This is a genomic window from Labrenzia sp. R5_0 (genome assembly GCF_017743835.1).
Classification (GTDB): domain Bacteria; phylum Pseudomonadota; class Alphaproteobacteria; order Rhizobiales; family Stappiaceae; genus Roseibium; species Roseibium algicola.
In genome coordinates, this window is sequence record NZ_JAGHRK010000006.1 from 154,238 (window position 1) to 172,598 (window position 18,361).

General features: G+C 60.2%; 14 protein-coding genes. 9 read left to right on the forward strand and 5 right to left on the reverse strand.

What is annotated here, in order from left to right; translation table 11 throughout:
* Positions 1-52: 52 nt before the first annotated feature.
* Together J7447_RS25960 and J7447_RS25965 are read left to right on the forward strand one after the other, a co-directional pair.
* Positions 53-1,324, forward strand: coding sequence for a lytic murein transglycosylase (locus tag J7447_RS25960; protein ID WP_055661264.1), 1,272 nt, complete (start codon positions 53-55; stop codon positions 1,322-1,324).
* Positions 1,325-1,358: 34 nt separating this feature from the next.
* Complete coding sequence (locus tag J7447_RS25965) at positions 1,359-2,636, forward strand: GDSL-type esterase/lipase family protein (protein WP_209171415.1); 1,278 nt, start codon at positions 1,359-1,361, stop codon at positions 2,634-2,636.
* Between the two features lie 78 nt (positions 2,637-2,714).
* On the opposite strand, the gene J7447_RS25970 is transcribed toward J7447_RS25965, so the two are convergent.
* Complete coding sequence (locus J7447_RS25970; RefSeq protein WP_031270545.1) at positions 2,715-4,145, reverse strand: glutamate synthase subunit beta; 1,431 nt, start codon at positions 4,143-4,145, stop codon at positions 2,715-2,717.
* 91 nt (positions 4,146-4,236) lie between these two features.
* Entirely contained in the window at positions 4,237-8,913 is a 4,677-nt protein-coding gene (gene gltB / locus J7447_RS25975) for a glutamate synthase large subunit (protein ID WP_286189605.1), read from the reverse strand.
* 668 nt (positions 8,914-9,581) lie between these two features.
* On the opposite strand from gltB, the gene J7447_RS25980 reads away from it, so the two are divergent.
* The 5 genes from J7447_RS25980 (at position 9,582) to J7447_RS26000 (ending at position 13,485) form a co-directional block, all read left to right on the forward strand.
* The gene (locus J7447_RS25980) at positions 9,582-9,881 is read left to right on the forward strand and encodes a DUF2282 domain-containing protein (protein ID WP_023003557.1); all 300 of its coding nucleotides are present in this window, start codon (positions 9,582-9,584) and stop codon (positions 9,879-9,881) included.
* A gap of 190 nt (positions 9,882-10,071) precedes the next feature.
* Positions 10,072-10,968: a DUF692 domain-containing protein gene (locus J7447_RS25985; RefSeq protein WP_209171417.1), complete on the forward strand. Its 897-nt coding sequence runs from the start codon at positions 10,072-10,074 to the stop codon at positions 10,966-10,968.
* A 1-nt stretch (position 10,969) separates the two neighbouring features.
* Positions 10,970-11,755 carry a DNA-binding domain-containing protein gene (locus J7447_RS25990; RefSeq protein WP_209171418.1) on the forward strand — a complete coding sequence of 262 codons (786 nt, stop codon included), beginning with the start codon at positions 10,970-10,972 and terminating at the stop codon, positions 11,753-11,755.
* Between the two features lie 43 nt (positions 11,756-11,798).
* Positions 11,799-12,383: a DoxX family protein gene (locus tag J7447_RS25995; protein ID WP_023003550.1), complete on the forward strand. Its 585-nt coding sequence runs from the start codon at positions 11,799-11,801 to the stop codon at positions 12,381-12,383.
* A 43-nt stretch (positions 12,384-12,426) separates the two neighbouring features.
* Positions 12,427-13,485 (forward strand): low specificity L-threonine aldolase, encoded by a 1,059-nt coding sequence (locus J7447_RS26000; protein ID WP_209171419.1) that lies wholly within the window; start codon positions 12,427-12,429, stop codon positions 13,483-13,485.
* A 108-nt stretch (positions 13,486-13,593) separates the two neighbouring features.
* On the opposite strand, the gene J7447_RS26005 is transcribed toward J7447_RS26000, so the two are convergent.
* Positions 13,594-14,040 (reverse strand): Hsp20 family protein, encoded by a 447-nt coding sequence (locus J7447_RS26005; RefSeq protein WP_023003544.1) that lies wholly within the window; start codon positions 14,038-14,040, stop codon positions 13,594-13,596.
* Between the two features lie 274 nt (positions 14,041-14,314).
* Here J7447_RS26005 and J7447_RS26010 point away from each other — a divergent pair, with 274 nt between their 5' ends.
* Together J7447_RS26010 and J7447_RS26015 are read left to right on the forward strand one after the other, a co-directional pair.
* Positions 14,315-14,734, forward strand: coding sequence for a hypothetical protein (locus tag J7447_RS26010; protein ID WP_145915714.1), 420 nt, complete (start codon positions 14,315-14,317; stop codon positions 14,732-14,734).
* 215 nt (positions 14,735-14,949) lie between these two features.
* On the forward strand, positions 14,950-16,023 hold the full coding sequence (locus tag J7447_RS26015) for an alpha/beta hydrolase (RefSeq protein WP_209171420.1): 1,074 nt from the start codon (positions 14,950-14,952) through the stop codon (positions 16,021-16,023).
* A gap of 30 nt (positions 16,024-16,053) precedes the next feature.
* Here the strand turns inward: J7447_RS26015 and hisN are convergent, their stop codons facing one another.
* Positions 16,054-16,860, reverse strand: a complete 807-nt coding sequence (gene hisN / locus J7447_RS26020; RefSeq protein ID WP_286189607.1) for a histidinol-phosphatase — start codon at positions 16,858-16,860, stop codon at positions 16,054-16,056.
* A 268-nt stretch (positions 16,861-17,128) separates the two neighbouring features.
* Positions 17,129-17,974, reverse strand: coding sequence for an N-formylglutamate amidohydrolase (locus J7447_RS26025; RefSeq protein WP_286189641.1), 846 nt, complete (start codon positions 17,972-17,974; stop codon positions 17,129-17,131).
* Positions 17,975-18,361: the final 387 nt, after the last annotated feature.

Here is an 18,361-nt window from a genome sequence, read left to right on the forward strand (position 1 = left end):
ATTCATGGGGCGGGGGCAGAAACTTACGGACCTGGGCATCGAGGAGGCCCTGATGCGGAACCTTGCGCAGCTGACTGCGAACGTGAAAACCATATTGCCCTTTTCAGGAAGACTGAGAACCCTCGGGCGCCGGCTGCTTTTGACTGCCGCGGCGACGGGCGCTTTGCTGGCCGTTTCGGTGCCGGCACAGGCCGATCAGGGGTTCAGCCAGTTCGTTTCCGGCTTCTGGCCGACGGCCAAGGCAGCCGGCATTTCTTCCCAGACCTACAACGCGGTCTTCACCGGCATGCAGCCGGACGATGACACCTTGCGCCTGATGAGCAAGCAATCCGAGTTCGTGAAACCGATCTGGGATTATCTCGATAGTGCCGTTTCAGACACGCGGGTCGAAAAAGGCCGCGAGATGCTGAAGGAGTACAGCCAGGTTCTTGCGGTCATCGAAAACCGCTACGGCGTCGATCGTGAAGCTGTCCTGGCGATCTGGGGCATGGAAACCAACTATGGCGGCTTCATGGGGCGTCATAACGTGATCCAGGCACTGGCGACGCTGGCCTATGCGGCGCCGCGCCGGAAGAGCTTCTGGGAAAAGGAACTTGTTACCGCGCTGGCGATCGTCCAGGCAGGTCATGTGCGTTTCCAGGACATGGAAGGTTCCTGGGCCGGCGCCATGGGGCACACCCAGTTCATGCCCTCCAGCTGGAAGGCCTATGCCGCCGACTATGACGGTGACGGCCGCCGGGATATCTGGACGTCCATACCCGATGCACTCGCCTCAACCGCTGCCTACCTGCAAAAGCACGGCTGGCAGACAGGCAAGACCTGGGGATACGAGGTAGCCTTGCCCAGCGGGTTCGACTATCACATGGCCGATGGCGAAAAGACGCTGACGCTAGGCGAATGGGGGCGATACGGAATTCGCCGGTCAAACGGCAAGGATTTTCCGCGGCCGTCCGACAACGCCATCCTGGTTCTGCCTGCCGGAGCAAGCGGACCGGCGTTTCTGATGCTGAAGAACTTTTACGTGATCAAGCGATACAACAACGCGACTGCCTATGCGCTTGCCGTCGGCCATCTTGCCGACCGGATCATTGGCGGCGGACCGATCGAGGGCGACTGGTCGCGCGAGCACCTTCCGCTCAATCGCTCTGAAACCGCGGAATTGCAGGCGCTTTTGAACCAGCGTGGATTTTCTGTCGGTACGGCGGACGGCAGGATTGGACCTGCTACCCGAAAGGGTATCCGAGCCTACCAGCGCTCACGTGGCATGGTTCCCGACGGTTATGCATCCATTGTTTTGCTGGCACGCCTGAAGCTGGACGGCTAAACTGGGCGCAGTGCAGCTGCAGCAGGAGCACAGCGTGAGAGTTCAGACACGGCAACGGGAAGGGAAGGGGACACGCGCCGCCTCGCTTCGGGTTGTCGTATGCCTTGGCCTTGCGCTTGTTGCCTGCTCTGCCGGACTCTCTTCTGCACAGGACGCGCAGCGCGGTGAAATCGTGGTTGCGCAGAACGGGCCCTTCCGGGGGTTCAACCCGTTTGCTCCATTGCAGCGGCTGTTTGGCGGTGGGGGCGAGAAGCGCAGAAAGCAGCCGCAAAAGACACAGCAGAAGCCGCGGGTTTCCCGGCCCGCGGGTGCACCGCCCAAATTCGACGTTCTCGAAAAGGACCCCAATGCCGGCCTGATCCTGGTCGTTGGGGACCGCATGGCACGCGGTGTCGCCGACGGGTTGAAATACACACTTGCGCAAAAACCACAGATCCGTGTCGAAGCCATTACCGAGGACAAGGAAGGCTTTGTCGGGGAAGGTTCGCCGGACTGGGCGACGCAGGTGGTTTCCAGGATCCGGGGGGCGGACGTTCAGGCCGTTGTGGTGATGATCGGCCGGCAGGACCTGGGTAAATCCTTTTCCGGTGAACCGCCTGTTGAATTCATGACTGCAGAGTGGCTGGAGAGCTACCGCAGGAAGGTCGACGGGCTTGTGCGTGTGGTGCGACAGGAAAAGAAACCGCTTGTGTGGGCCGGCCTGCCGCCCACGGGCGACGAACTGGTGAACGCGGATTTCACGCAGCTCAACTCGATCTTCCAGGGCGCGTCGGAGGACAGGCGGGTCCGCTATGTCGACATATGGGATATCTTCCTGGCTGAAGACGGCAGCTTTTCCTCTTACGGACCCGATGTCGACGGCAAGAACACGCGTCTGCGGACGAACGACAAGATCGATTTCACATGGGCAGGCTATCGGAAAGTCGCATTCTTCGTGGAACGCGAACTGTCCCGCCTGCTCGGAGGCTATGGCGGGCTGGCTTTCGAAGGCGTGGAGGATGATCCGAACTTCATCGTCCTGACCGGACGTACGACGTCGCCCGAAGCACTGCTTCTGGGTGGTGAGGATGAAGAAGAGATCAATTCGGCCAGCAGGACCTATCGTTTCTTTGTCAAAGGCGAGCCCTTGCCACCCATGCAGGGACGGGTGGACGATCCACGGATGCCTGCCGTTGCAGTGTCTGCGCCGGCTGCCGCTGTTGAGGAAGTGTTTGCCCCTACAAGCGCCGATTTGCGTGAGAGCTTGAGTTCAGCAGCCAGCCAGGATGCGCAAGGCCGCGTTTCAGTAACTGTGCGTCCGGGTTCGCAATGACCCTTTGAAATAGGTCCGAAAAACACAAAACCCCGCAGGCGTTTGCCGGCGGGGTTTTTTCATTTCCGGATGTAGAGTTCAGCGCGGCAGGTCGGTCGAGCCGGTCAGGAACTCGTCAACAGCGCGCGCTGCCTGACGGCCTTCGCGGATCGCCCAGACAACCAGGGACTGACCCTTGCGCACGTCGCCGGCAGCATAGACCTTGTCCAGGCTGGTCTTGTAATCGTCGGTGTTGGCCTTGACGTTGGTGCGGCCATCCAGTTCCAGCTTGTCGCCGGCTTCGGCGATGTAGGTTTCCAGCAGCGGGCCGGAAAAGCCGATAGCCGCCAGAACGAGGTCTGCGCGCAGGATGAATTCGGTACCTTCGATCGGGCGGCGTTTTTCATCCACGCGGGCGCATTTGACGCCGGTAACCTTGCCGTCTTCGCCGACAAGGGCAAGCGTTGCGGCGGAGAACTCACGCTCAGCGCCTTCAGCCTGCGACGACGAGGTGCGGAACTTGGTCGGCCAATATGGCCAGATCGCCAACTTGTCTTCCTTCAGCGGCGGGATCGGGCGAATGTCGAGCTGCGTCACCGACAGGGCTCCCTGGCGGAATGCGGTGCCGACGCAGTCGGACGCGGTGTCGCCGCCGCCGATGACGACGACATGCTTGCCACCGGCCCAAATCGGGGCCTCGTCGCCTTCCGGCTCACCGCCGACCCGGCGGTTCTGCTGGACCAGGTACGGCATCGCCCAATGGCAGCCTTCCAGTTCCATGCCGGAGACACCCGGATCACGCGGACGTTCGGCACCTGCGCACAGGATAACCGCGTCGTGACGCTCGGCCAGTTCTTCCAGGGCAACGGTTACACCGACATTGACGCCGTAATGGAACGTCACGCCTTCAGCTTCCATCTGCTTCACGCGGCGGTCGATGTAGTGCTTTTCCATCTTGAAGTCGGGAATGCCGTAGCGCAGCAGGCCACCGGCCTTCGGCTCACGCTCATAGACATGCACGGTGTGACCAGCGCGGGCGAGCTGCTGGGCGGCCGCCATGCCTGCGGGGCCGGAGCCGATGATCGCCACTGCCTTGCCGGTCTTGGTCGCGGACAGCTCCGGTACGATCCAGCCTTCTTCCCAACCCTTGTCGGCAATCGCCTGTTCCACGCTCTTGATGTTGACCGGAATGTCTTCCAGGTTCAGCGTGCAGGCTTCCTCGCAAGGAGCCGGGCAGATGCGCCCGGTGAACTCGGGGAAGTTGTTGGTGGAATGCAGGTTCTTGAGCGCGTAGTCCCAGTCGCCCTGGTAGACCAGATCGTTCCAGTCCGGGATCTGGTTGTTGACCGGACAACCGGTCGGGCCATGGCAGAACGGAATGCCGCAATCCATGCAGCGGGCCGCCTGATTGGTGACGTCCTGGTCGTTCAGCGGAATGGTGAACTCGCGGAAATGGCGAATACGGTCAGAGGCAGGCTGATACTTCTGTTCCTGCCGATCGATTTCCATAAAACCGGTTACCTTGCCCAAGGCGACCTCCTCAAAATTTCATGCGTCTGTCCAGGGTGGCTGCAATCGGCCGCGTCATGCGGCCGAGAGCCAGTTCGTGCGTTTGGCCGGATTATTCGGCGGCGACCATGCCGAGGCGCTGCTCTTCCATTTCGCGCAGGGCCCGGCGGTATTCGACCGGCATCACCTTGACGAACTTGGGCCGGTACTGGGTCCAGTTGTCGAGGATTGCCTCGGCCTTTGTCGAGCCGGTCAGTTCCAGATGTTTCGTCAGCATCTGGCGCAGGCGCTCATCGTCATGGCGGGTCATGTCGCAGGAAAGGTCCACGCGGCCCTTGTGCTCGATATCGCCACCATGGTGGTGCAGCTTCTCCAGAAGATCGTCTTCTTCGGTCACCGGTTCCAGTTCGACCATGGCCAGGTTGCAGCGGGAGCCGAATGTGCCGTCTTCATCGAGCACATAGGCAATGCCGCCGGACATGCCGGCCGCGAAGTTGCGTCCGGTCTGGCCGATGACGACGACGACGCCGCCGGTCATGTATTCGCAGCCGTGGTCACCCACGCCTTCGACAACGGCAACAGCGCCGGAGTTGCGAACTGCAAAGCGTTCCCCGGCAACACCGCGGAAGTAGCATTCACCTTCGGTTGCGCCGTAGAGCACCGTGTTGCCGACAATGATCGAGTTTTCCGGCACGATCCGGGTGTTCTCCGGCGGGCGGACGATCAGCTTGCCACCGGCAAGACCCTTGCCGACATAGTCGTTGGCATCGCCGACAAGATCAATGGTGACGCCGCGGGCGACGAAGGCGCCGAACGCCTGGCCTGCCGTGCCCTTCAGATTGATCTTCAGGGTGTCGGGGTGTTTCAGGCCCTTGTTGCCGTACCGCTTGGCGATTTCACCGGAGAGCATGGCACCAACCGACCGATCGACGGAACAGATCGTCTCGTCGACAATTGTCGGCTCCTTGCTGTCCAGGGCCGGCTTGGAAGCGGCAATCAGGCGACGGTCCAGGATGTCGTGGATCGGGTGATCCTGACGCGTGGTCCAGCGGGTCTCTTCCGGTTTTGCTTCCGGCTGGAAGAAAATACGGGAGAAATCGAGACCCTTGGCCTTCCAGTGATCGATCGCGGCTTCCTTGTCGAGGAAGTCGGACCGGCCGATCATGTCTTCCATCGTTTTGAAGCCGAGGTTGGCCATCAGCTCACGAACTTCCTCGGCGACGAAGAAGAAGTAGTTGATGACGTGTTCCGGGGTGCCCTTGAAGCGCTTGCGCAGGACCGGGTCCTGGGTGGCGATGCCGACCGGGCAGGTGTTGAGATGGCACTTGCGCATCATCAGGCAGCCTGCAGCAATCAACGGAGCGGTCGAGAAACCGAATTCGTCGGCACCAAGAAGCGCACCGATAATGACGTCCCGGCCTGTGCGGATGCCGCCGTCGACCTGAAGGGCGATGCGCGAGCGCAGTCCGTTCAGCACCAAGGTCTGCTGGGTTTCGGCAAGGCCGATTTCCCAAGGAGAGCCGGCGTGTTTGATCGAGGTCAGCGGTGATGCACCGGTGCCGCCGTCGTATCCGGAAATCGTGATGTGGTCGGCGCGTGCCTTGGCAACGCCGGCAGCAACCGTTCCGACACCCACTTCCGACACCAGCTTGACCGAGATATCGGCTTCCGGGTTGACGTTTTTCAGGTCGTAGATCAGCTGCGCCAGATCTTCGATGGAGTAGATGTCATGGTGCGGCGGGGGCGAAATCAGGCCGACGCCCGGGGTCGAGTGACGCACCTTGGCGATCACCGCATCCACCTTGTGACCCGGCAACTGGCCGCCTTCGCCGGGCTTTGCACCCTGGGCGACCTTAATCTGGATCATGTCGGAGTTGACCAGATATTCCGTGGTCACGCCAAAGCGGCCGGAAGCAACCTGCTTGATGGCAGAGCGCTGCGGGTTGGACGAGCCGTCCGGCAGCGGATTGAAGCGCTCCGGCTCCTCGCCGCCTTCACCGGTGTTCGACTTGCCGCCGATCTGGTTCATGGCGATTGCCAGGGTCGTGTGAGCTTCACGCGAAATCGAGCCGAAGGACATGGCGCCGGTGACGAAGCGCTTGACGATGGCTTCTGCCGGTTCCACCTGGTCTAGCGCGATCGGCGAGCGGCCGATTTCGTCCGCGGACTTGATCCGGAACAGGCCGCGGATCGCGTAGCGTCCACTCTTTTCGTTCACTTCCTTGGCGAAGGCGCGATAGGTGTCCGGGAGCTTCGCGCGCACTGCATGCTGCAGCAGCGCGACGGAGTCCGGGGTCCACATGTGGCTTTCACCGCGGGTCCGGTAAGCGTATTCACCGCCAACTTCCAGCGAGCGGCGCAGGATGGCGACGTCGCCGAAGGCCTGTTCGTGGCGCAGAACGGTTTCATCGGCGACTTCGGCAAGGCCGATGCCTTCGATCATGGTTGCCGTGCCGAAGAAGTACTTCTTCACGAAGGACGAGCCGAGGCCGACAGCGTCGAAAATCTGCGCGCCGCAATAGGACTGGTAGGTCGAGATGCCCATCTTGGACATGACCTTGAGGATGCCCTTGTCGATGGACTTGATGTAGCGGTAGACGACTTCGTCCTGATCGACTTCCTCCGGGAAGTCCATTTCCATGTGCATGGAAAGCAGCGTTTCAAACGCGAGATAAGGGTTGATCGCTTCCGCGCCATAGCCGGCCAGAACACAGAAATGGTGGACTTCGCGCGCTTCACCCGTTTCCACCACCAGGCCAACAGAGGTTCTCAGACCCTTGCGGATGAGGTGATGGTGCACGGCAGCGGTTGCCAGCAGTGCCGGGATCGCGATGCGTGAGCGGCTGATCAGGCGATCGGACAGGATGATGATGTTGTATCCGTCCAGAACCGCTTTTTCGGCGCGCTCGCACAATTCGTCGAGAGCGCCTTCCATACCGACAGCGCCTTTTTCGGAATTGTAGGTGATGTCCAGCGTCTTGGCGGAGAACTGGTTGTCGGCGATGTCGCCGATGGCGCGGATCTTCTCAAGGTCCTCATTGGTGAGGATCGGCTGGCGCACTTCCAGGCGCTTGGAGGTCGACAGGCCTTCAAGGTCGAAGATGTTCGGACGCGGGCCGATGAAGGAGACAAGGCTCATCACCAGCTCCTCGCGGATCGGGTCGATCGGCGGGTTGGTGACCTGGGCGAAGTTCTGCTTGAAATAGGTGTAAAGCAGCTTGGACTTGTCGGAGAGCGCTGAAATCGGCGTGTCCGTGCCCATGGAGCCGATGGCTTCCTGGCCGACGGTTGCCATCGGGGTCATCAGAAGCTTGATGTCTTCTTCCGTGTAGCCGAAGGCCTGCTGGCGGTCGAGAAGGCTTTCACCGGCTACCGGCGCGCGCTGGCGCACGCCCGGAAGGTCTTCCAGTACGATCTGGGACCGGTGCAGCCAGTCCTTGTACGGGTTGGCCGTGGAAAGCTGCCGCTTGATTTCGTCGTCGGAAACGATCCGGCCTTCGTCCATGTCGATCAGCAGCATCTTTCCCGGCTGCAGGCGCCATTTCTGGACAATGCGCTCTTCTTCGACCGGCAGGACGCCAACCTCGGAAGACATGATGACGAAGTCGTCGTCAGTAACGATGTAGCGGGCAGGACGCAGGCCGTTCCGGTCCAGCGTTGCGCCGATCTGGCGACCATCGGTGAAGGCAACGGCTGCAGGGCCGTCCCACGGCTCCATCAGGGCAGCGTGGTATTCGTAGAAGGCACGACGGTTGTCGTCCATCAGCGGGTTGCCGGCCCAGGCTTCCGGGATCAGCATCATGGCTGCATGGGCGAGCGAATAGCCACCCATGACCAGGAACTCGAGGGCGTTGTCGAAGCAGGCGGTGTCCGACTGGCCTTCATAGGAAATAGGCCAGAGCTTGGAGATGTCGTCGCCGAGCAGCGCCGACGATACGGACGCCTGACGCGCCGCCATCCAGTTGACGTTGCCGCGCAGCGTGTTGATCTCACCGTTGTGCGCAACCATCCGGTAGGGGTGCGACAGATCCCAGGACGGGAACGTGTTGGTGGAAAAACGCTGGTGGACAAGGGCCAGGGCCGACGAAAAGCGCTCGTCCTTCAGGTCGGCGTAATAGGCACCAAGCTGATAGGCAAGGAACATGCCTTTGTAGACGATGGTCCGGCTGGACATTGAAACGATATAAAAGCCTTTCGAAACCGCATCGGTTTCGGCACGCACACGGTTCGAGATGACCTTGCGCAGTACATAAAGGCGGCGTTCGAAGGCATCTGCCTCACCGCCGGTCTTGCGGATGAAGACCTGACGGGAAACCGGTTCGGTGGCAGCGATGTCCGGCGCCTTGGAAAGCGATGAATTGTCGACGGGCACGTCACGCCAGCCGATCAGTTCCTTGCCTTCGTCTTCAATGACACGCTCGATGATGGCTTCGCACTTGGCGCGCAGCTCATCGTCCTGCGGCATGAAGATGAAACCGACACCATATTCACCGGCATCGGGAAGCGGTGTGCCGGCGTTCGCTAGTTCTTCTGCAAAGAACGCGTGCGGGATCTGCACCAGCATGCCTGCGCCGTCGCCCATCAACGGGTCGGCACCAACCGCGCCGCGGTGCGTGAGGTTTTCAAGAACCTGCAGACCGTCGGCAATAATCTTGTGGGACTTCTCGCCTTTCATGTGGGCGACAAAGCCGACACCGCAGGCGTCGTGTTCGCGCGACGGATTATAGAGCCCTTTGTCGGCGGCCGTGCTCAGTCGTTCCGCAAGTGTAGTGGTTGCGGTGGTCTTCATGTCCACGCTCCCAGCTTGCATGGCTGTGCTCGTCGTCAGCTCTATCTTCGTCATGTGCGCCCTCACTGTTGACCCCAGTGCCGCCGTGGCTGGGAGCGTCCGGTTCCGTTCGGGTCGCATTCCATCAAGAATGCGGTCCGGCGAACCCTGGCTTTCCTGCCCCGGCTCTGTTGTTGTATTAACCACGGCCGTTTATCAAAGCAAACCGCCGCATTGACGCAGCGGTCCTCCGCTGCCGAAACGTTCCGTCTCGCTTCCTTGCGGATCCTCCCCGGATCCGCCCAGTGGTCAGCCTGGCTATCACCGATGCCTTTTTGTCCTGCGCCCTGTCCGGGCCGTTTTGGGCATGGCGATAATTGGGACAGCATACCTGTCCTATTCCAAGCGGCGCGAACATGACAGATTTCGCCGTCGTGAGCAAGAGTGTTTCTGCGTCGCCGCATTATAATTGTTTCGCGCGAAAAGTGCCAATCGTCCGGAAAGGTCAAAACCGACGATAAATATGTAAGAATCTTGCGTTTGTTAAACTTTGTGCAGTTATGCTCGCAAAACAGTCACATGCGTTTGATTTCCTATTTATCTTCAATAGGGTCATCTACGGTGGGTGACTGGCGGCCCAGCAAAAACGCCGGTACGCAGTGATTTTTCAACGACGAGAGGAGATCGAGATGAAGCATAAGGCCATGTCTGCAGCAATTGTTGCCGGTGCGGTGGCAACCGCGGTTGCGGGTCTGTCGTCAACCGTTCCGGCCCACGCCCAGGCCAAGGAAAAATGCTATGGTGTGTCCTTGAAAGGTCAGAACGACTGCAAGGCGGGTGCAGGTACGACTTGCGCCGGTACGTCGACTGTCGACTATCAGGGCAACGCCTGGACCCTCGTCCCGAAGGGCACCTGCGTGACGATGGATGTTCCTGGTGGCCGTCACGGCTCTCTGACCGAACTTACGCGCGACCTGCCGGAAGCCTGATAGGCTTCAGACGGCCGCAACTGCGGCAATCTGGTCAGGCAGGCACCTGCTTATCCCGCACTTGGTGCCGAGGCGGGCAGGGCGCCAGCCCTTTCAAAGTCATGAGCCATGGTGCTTCAGTCAGTCCAGTCTGAAGATGTCCTCAGCCAGTGTGCCTGCCTGACAAAACTTATTCCACCCGGAGGGCTCCATGGTTTCCGATACCCGATCAAACCCGGTACAGCGCTGCGAGGCGGCTGTTCCCGCGCGTGCCGGAGCCGGTCTGAAGCCGGAGCATGTCGCGGCTATTCTGGAAACGTCCGCGGATATCGGTTTTTTTGAAGTTCATGCCGAAAACTACATGGGGGCCGGCGGTCCGCCGCACCGGCAACTGGAGGCAATCCGCGAGCGGTATCCCCTGTCTCTACATGGTGTCGGTCTTTCGATCGGCGGTGAACAGCCACTGGACAAAGATCACCTGCGGCGCTTGTCAGACCTGAACAAGCGATATGAACCGGGACTGTTTTCCGAGCATCTGGCCTGGTCGACGCACGACACAACTTATTTCAACGATCTGTTGCCGGTACCCTATGACGAAGCCACGCTGAACCGTGTGTGCGATCACATAGATGAAGTGCAGGAGACCGTCGGACGGCAGATGCTTCTGGAAAATCCGTCGACTTACGTCGCCTTTGCACAGAGCACGATGAGCGAACTGGATTTTCTGAGCGAGATTTCGCGCCGGACCGGCTGCGGCCTGTTGCTCGACATCAACAACGTGCATGTGTCCTGCACAAACCATGAGAGATCCGCTACAGGTTATCTTGCCGCCTTCCCGATGGCTGCTGTCGGCGAAATACATCTGGGCGGTCATGCCCCTGACCGGGACGACGCCGGACGGCCACTGCTGATCGACGCGCACGACCGGGAGGTGGATCTTGCGGTCTGGCAGCTATACGAAGATGTCATTCGTTTACAGGGGCCGCTGCCGACCCTGATCGAGTGGGACAACAATGTTCCTGCCTGGCCGGTTCTGCTTGCCGAGGCACAAGCCGCGGACCGCATTCTGGCGCAGCCTGCAGAGGCTGGCAGAAAGCAAGCGGTCTGACATGCGTGGTCCGCTCGCCCTGCCGCACGTCAATGCCGCCTCGTTTGGGCGTGCGCTGCTCGACCCGCAAATGGCAACGCCCGACGGACTGACCGGTCCGGATGGAGAAACAGCGCCGAAGCGATTCAATGTCTACCGCAACAACGTCATCGTCAGCCTGTGCGAAGCGCTCGGTGAAAGCTTTCCTGCGGTGAAGGCGCTGTTGGGGGAAGAGTATTTCAAGGCGCTTGCCCAGGCCTTCGTGACAGCTCATCCGCCGGTGTCGCCCGTGTTGATATGGTACGGCGCCGGTTTCGCCGATTTCCTGGACGCGTTTCCGCCGCTCAAGGCATATCCTTATCTCGGCGATGTTGCCCGGCTGGAATGGTCTTGGCTCCAGGCCTATCATGCTGCGGATGCCGCGCCTCTCGATCCGGCAATCCTGGGCAGCATCGATCCGCAAAGACTCGGGGACGTTCGCTTCGTACCGCATCCGGCGGCGCACTTCGTAACATCTGCCTGGCCGATCTGGGCGATTGCGCGAGCCAACAGGTTTGAACCCGATGAGGCTGAAGCTGTCGATCTTGACGAGCCGCAATCGGTCATGATTACCCGTCCGGACATGGAGGTGGATGTCTATCTGCTGCGTCCGGGCGGGGCTGTTTTCACGATGGATCTCCTGCAAGGGCAGACGCTTGCAGCTGCGGCAAGCCGGGCTCAGGAGGATAACGACGGTTTTTCCTTGTCCGATTGCCTTTCGGACTGTCTTGCAGCTGGTGCATTTTCCGCCCTGCAACTGGATGACTAACACGCATGCGGCAAATGGATGCCGCTTGATCATGGGGGATTAGATGGGTGTGTTGATTGGTTTTTTTGTCAGGCTCTACACGATGGTGTTCGGAGCTCTGGAACGGCTGACAAATGGCTGGTTCATCGGGCTTGCTGCCCGGTTCATTTTTGCCGCGATCCTGCTGCAGTTCTTCCTGAACTCGGCGATGACGAAAATCGGCGGCAACATCATGAACATCTTCACGCCAACCGCAGGTGCCTATGCGCAGATGCTGCCCAAGATGATGGAGCAGGTCAGCTACGACACCAGCCAGATTGCGTTCTTCCCGTATGGTCTCATGGTGCTTCTGGGCACCTGGGGTGAATTTGTCCTGCCGGTGATGGTGGTTGTCGGTCTATTCACCCGCTTCGCCAGCCTCGGCATGATCGTCTTCATCTGCGTCATGACCTATGTCGACATCTATGGTCATGGCGCTGACGCAAAGACAATCGGGGCGCTGTTCGACGGTGAACCCTATGCGATCATCGCCGATGACCGGTTGCTCTGGATCTTCCTGTTGCTGGTGCCGGTGCTCAAGGGGCCGGGTGTCGTCTCGCTGGACTGGCTGCTCGGCCGGTCCTATCGCAAGCGCGAGATGTACTACTGAAAAATCGGTTGCCGGTTGTGATGCCAAGTGATTAAACCGGCACATGAATTTTGCCAGTGACAATTGGGCGGGTGCGGCTCCGGCGGTGATGTCGGCGCTGGCCCGCCATAATGACGGATTCTCGCCGGCCTACGGTACCGACCCGTTGACCGACTCCGTCTCCGCCACGTTCAACGAGATCTTCGAACGCGAGGTTGCCGTCTTCTTCGTGGCGACCGGTTCAGCGGCGAATTCTTTGGCGCTGGCTTCCTGTGCCAAGCCGGGCGGGGCGATCTTCTGCCATTCCGGTGCGCATATTCAGGTTGATGAATGCAATTGCCCCGAGTTCATGACCGGCGGCAACAAGCTGTTGAGCGTGAAGGGACCAAACGGCCGGTTCTCCGCCGATGCCCTTCGCGAAAAGATGGCACAGGTTCCTGACGGTGTTGTCCACCATGGTCAGGTCGCATCCGTTTCCATCAGCCAGGCAACCGAATGCGGCACCGTCTACACGCTGGATGAAATAGGCGCGATCAAGGAGGCCTGCCGGTCCCGTTCGGTGCCGCTTCACATGGACGGCGCACGATTTGCCAATGCGCTTGTGACGCTCGGTTGTTCGGCAGCCGACATGACATGGAAAGCGGGGGTGGACCTGCTTTCCTTCGGAGCCACCAAAAACGGCTGCTGGTGCGCGGAGGCCGTGGTTTTCTTTGATCTGGACGCGGCAAAATCCTTTGAGTATTTCCGCAAGCGCGGCGGTCATCTTTTCTCCAAGAGCCGCTTCGTGGCGGCCCAGTTCGAAGGCTATTTCCAGGATGACACCTGGCTGACGACCGCAAGCCACGCCAACGGCATGGCGACCCGTCTTGCCGAAGGGATCCGGCAGGCCGGAGGGCGTACTGCCTGGGCGGTGGAAGCCAATGAACTGTTCCCGATCCTGAAACGCAGCCAGATGGAAGCGCTTCAGGCGGCCGGTGCCAAGCTCTATGAATGGCCGGCAGAGGGCCTCGCCGAAGGCCACGCCCCGGCGTCGGACGAAGTCTGTGTACGTCTCGTCACCAGTTTCGCAACGACGGATGAAGACGTCGATGCGTTTCTGAAAGTGCTGTCCGGGACGATCTGAGGGGCGCCTCTCGCGCGCCGAGATGTCTCGTGACGCGCAGGAACATCAAAAAAGGCGCCTGGTTTCCCAGGCGCCCCGATGATGCGATTGCCGCAGTTGAACCAGGCGTTAGTGAGCCGTGGTTTCGATCTGCTTGGTTTCACCACTGGTGATTTCGATCTTGCGCGGCTTCATGGCTTCCGGGATTTCCCGGACAAGATCAACGTGCAGCAAGCCGTTTTCGAGGCTTGCCCCTTCCACGCGAACATGTTCGGCAATCTGGAAGCGGCGTTCAAAGGTGCGCGAGGCAATGCCGCGGTAGAGAATTTCCCGGCTGGCATCTTCTTCAGCTTTTTCACCCTTGATGGTGAGTGTGTGCTCCTTGGCTTCGACGCTCAGTTCGTCGTCGGAGAAGCCTGCCACGGCCATCGTGATGCGGTAGGCGTTTTCGCCCGTGCGCTCGATGTTATAGGGCGGATAGCTCGGCGCTTCGTTGCCGGCGGCATCGAGCATCGAGAAAAGCCGGTCGAAACCGACGGTGGAGCGGTAAAGCGGAGAAAAGTCCAAGTGACGCATGTGTCTGTCCTCTCTTGAGCAACTGATACTTCACTGATGTTGAGCAGTCCTTCGTCCCCCGGATTGGCGGGACAGGCTGCGGTGCAAACCCGGTCTGGCGCTTGCATGAAGAGATTTGGTTATTCGGATTTTCATTTCAAGAGGCAGGAAATATGGGGCGTCGTGGAAACATGAACGCCACATGAACAGTGCCTTCCGGTTGCGTTCAAGTGGCCCGGTGCATCTTCAATCCAACGTCAGCACGGCGCTGGCGGAACAAACTGGAGATTTGAAGATGTTTGCCAATGTTTCGAAATTGTCCGCCCCGATCGCCGGTGCCATTCTGCTGGTGTCCGCAGGTTTCATCACCACTGCATCCGCTGCCCCGCTGGTCGGAAAAACCCAGATCGAACCGGCGAAAGCCGAGCTGGTGGTCAAGGTCGATCATCGCCGTGGTAACGGGCGTGGCGGCAACTGGAACGGCCGTCACGGTGGCCGCCATTTCGAAATGGGTCCGCGCCAGATCCGCCGCAGCCTGCGTCACCGCGGTTTCGACCATATCAAGATCCTCGACCGCCGTGGCCCGATGTACATTGTACGGGCAAAGGGCTGGCGCGGCATGCCGGTTCGGCTGGTGGTCGATTCCCGCAATGCCAACATTGTCCGCAGCCATCCGATCGGTAACCGTGGTCACTGGCAGCGCCGCTGGTACTAAGCAGCAGCTACAAGCTGTCTGACACTTTCAGGGCCGGCTTCCCAGGGAGCCGGCCTGAAGCTTGTTGTGAGAGGCGCCTGGCACGAGTATCACTTGACGATGCAAGACAAAGCCGGACGGTGCCGGCAGGATCTGCAGGCGTGACGAGTTGTTGACGAAAAACCATTATCTGTTTGAAAAACAAACTCTCAACGAACCCGAGTGATTCGCAGCGCATGACCTTGATCGACCATCCCGACAATCCGGTGCCTGAAGGGGCGCGATCCGGGTTCGTCACGACGCCGGACGACAAGAAGATCCGGTATGCGCATTGGCCCGCCGCCGGTGCCCGGCGCAAGGGTACGGTAACACTGCTTCAGGGGCGGGCGGAGTTCATCGAGAAATACTTCGAAGTGATCGAGGATCTGCGTCAGCGGGGCTTTGCCGTTATCGCCTTCGACTGGCGCGGGCAGGGCGGGTCGCAACGCCTGACCCGCAATCCCAGACGCGGGCACATTTCAAACTTCAACAAGTACAAGCTGGATTTGCGCACCGTCCTGAAGGAAGTCTCACTGGCGACCTACCCCGGGCCTCACTTTGCGCTTGCCCACTCTACCGGAGCGCTCGTTGTCCTGTCCGATACGGACCGTCTGCGGACGATGCTGGACCGCGCAGTGCTGACAGCGCCGCTGCTGGGCCTGCCGACGGGAACATGGTTTCCCGGTCTTGTGTCCGGGTTCCGGTCGATCCTGCGCAAGCTCACTCTGGGGCTGTTTGGCCGCCCGGGCCTGAAGGCAACCTCTCCAAAGACGTCCTGGTTGATCGAAAAGGTTGCCATTCCGGTTGCCCGCCTGTTGTCGATGTTCGGACTTGGCAGGTTGTTTGTGCCCGGGGGCAACGCTGAAATTTCCGTCGCCTACGAAAACAACCGGCAAACGACGGACAAGGCGCGGTTCGAGCGGTTCAACAAGGTGCTGGAACAGGCGCCGGAGCTGGGTGTCGGGTCTCCCACTCTCGGTTGGTTGGGGGCGACCGGTCGCGCCATGCTGGCGCTGCGCCGGCGGGAGGCCGGGCCGAATATCAAATTACCCTGTCTGGTGTTGGCTGCGGGCAACGACCGGATCGTCTCCACACCCATGATCGAGGACTTCGTGGCGCGGGCGAAGGCGGCAGCCTATGTGGAAATCGCAGGCGCCGAACATGAGCTGATGATGGAGCGCGATGCCTTCCGCGACCAGTTCTGGGCGGCGTTCGATGCGTTTGTGCCCGGCCTTGAAGCCGAACAGGCGCTGGAACGGGCCGGAAGCTGATCCCGCGCCCTGATGTGGCCGTGTGGCCGGTCAGGCTGCCTTTGCGAGGTCCCGCAGGAGGATTTCATGCAGACGCGGGTCGCCTGACGCAACGATCTGGCCGCCGTCGGCCGGAGAGCCGCCGGTCCACGTCGTGACAACACCACCTGCGCCTTCAATAATCGGCACAAGTGCAACGATATCATAGGCTTGCAGACCGGATTCGATTACCGCGTCGCCGTGGCCGGCTGCGACCATGCAGTAGGCATAGCAGTCTGTGCCATAGCGGGATAACTGAACGGCCGCTTCGATCTGGTCGAACGCCTGGCGTTCGCCATTCTTGAAAAGTGCCGGTGTGGTGGTGAAAATAGTGGCATCTTCCAGCTTCTGACAGGGCCGGGTCTTGAGCTGCCTGGCACCCAAAGGTCCATCGTACCAGGCCGTCTTGCCGTCGCCACCGAACCGTTCGCCGATATAGGGCTGAACCATCATGCCAAGGCTCGGGACGCCATTGGTCCGCAGGCCGATCAGCGTCCCCCAGGTTGGCAGACCGGTGATGAAGGCACGGGTACCGTCAATCGGGTCCAGCACCCACACATGTTCAGCGTCGAGATTTTCCGGACCATGTTCTTCGCCAAGGATTCCGTGGTCCGGATAGGTCTCGTTGATCAGGGCGCGCATTGCCGTTTCACCGTTCTTGTCGGCGATGGTGACCGGGTCGAAGCCGGCTTCCCACTTGTTGTCGATTGCAAAGCCCTGGCGGAAATGCGGCATGATCGCACCACTGGCTGCTTCCGCCAGCCTGTCCAGAAACGGGGCAAACAAATTGGAACTGGAAACAGGCCCTGCCGTCATCATTACCTCCTGGCTGCGGAAACCGCTCAAAACCCAAATCAACGTGAATTGCCGCTTGTATAACCGGTTCTGCAAAAAAATGAATCTGCAAAACCTGAATGACTGCTCATACTTTGATCAGTTTGAAAGGGCTGTTGGGCTTGACCTTTGTGCGGTGCAATGCGATTTTATTGCGGTGCGATACGTTGTGTCGTACCGCCCTCCTTGGGCGTTTCCTCCCTAGACTCGGGCCGCCTCTTTTGAGCGCGGCCTTTTTTTTGGGTCCGGGGTTTTATTCCGCTGCGATGGGGTCCGCCGGCAAGGCTGCATCCGGCATGGAGGTGAGTTCGCGGGCAAACTGGCGCAGGTTGTGGAAGAGGTCGCCGAAGCCGGGGGTCGGCTGGTGGGTTGCCTCGTCCATATAGAGCCCGCGATTGATTTCGATCTGCAGGGCATGCAGGCCGCTTGTGGGGCGGCCATAGTGTTCGGTGATGAAGCCGCCCGCGTACGGCTTGTTGCGCGAGACGGTGTAGCCCATCTCTTTCAGCACCGCGCAGGCGAACTCCGTCAGGTCGCTGCTGCAGCTGGTGCCATAGCGGTCACCCAGGATGAAATCCGGCCGCGTGTCGGTGGTCTGGCATTTCACGCTTGAAGGCATGGAATGGCAATCGATCAGAACCGCGTAACCGAATGTGACATGGGTCTGGGCCAGAAGCCGGCGCAATGTGGTGTGGTAAGGCTTGTAGATCTCCTCCACCCGGCTGAGGGCTTCGGATACCGGCAGCTTGTGCCTGTAGATCTCGTGGTTCTCGCTGACGATGCGGGCCACGGTGCCAAGCCCACCGGCTACGCGGATCGAACGGCTGTTGGCATAGGTCGGCAGACGCCCGTCGAACATCTTCGGGTCGAGCTCATAGGGCTCGCGGTTCACATCCAGGTAGGCCCTGGGGAAATGCGCACGCAGCAGCGGCGCGCCGAGCGGCACGACATGAGCAAACAGATCGTCGACATAAGCATCCTCCGACCGCCGGATGGCTGTTTCGTCCAGGCGGGAAGACGCTAGAAAGCTTTTGGAATATTGCCTGCCGGAATGGGGCGAATTGAAAACGAACGGAACCCTCTGGTCCGCAGGACACAAAACTTCAAACGCTGGGAAGCCGTTAAAGTCCGCCTCGAAAGAGGCTTGTGGAGAAGGCTGCTTGTCGTCCGTCAATGGTGTGTCCTGGTTGCCGCCCGGTGCAGGCCATGGCCCATGGTGCCAAGGAATCGCGGCGCAGTCCACCTTGGTGGGATCAAAAGCCCCGCGGCTGTGGGGAAACATCTGGTGATCGATGGCAGGAATGGCCAGATGCCACGAATGCCGCAGCCGTACCAATGGCCCGGGAATGCATACGCCACGACAATTTTCCCCAACGTGAGAAGCCGACAGGTTCTCACGAGGCAAGTGATGGTTCGTTCTCAACAAGAGCCTATCCACACCGTGGGGTCGTGATCCAATTCACCCTATCATTCTGTGGAATTCGAG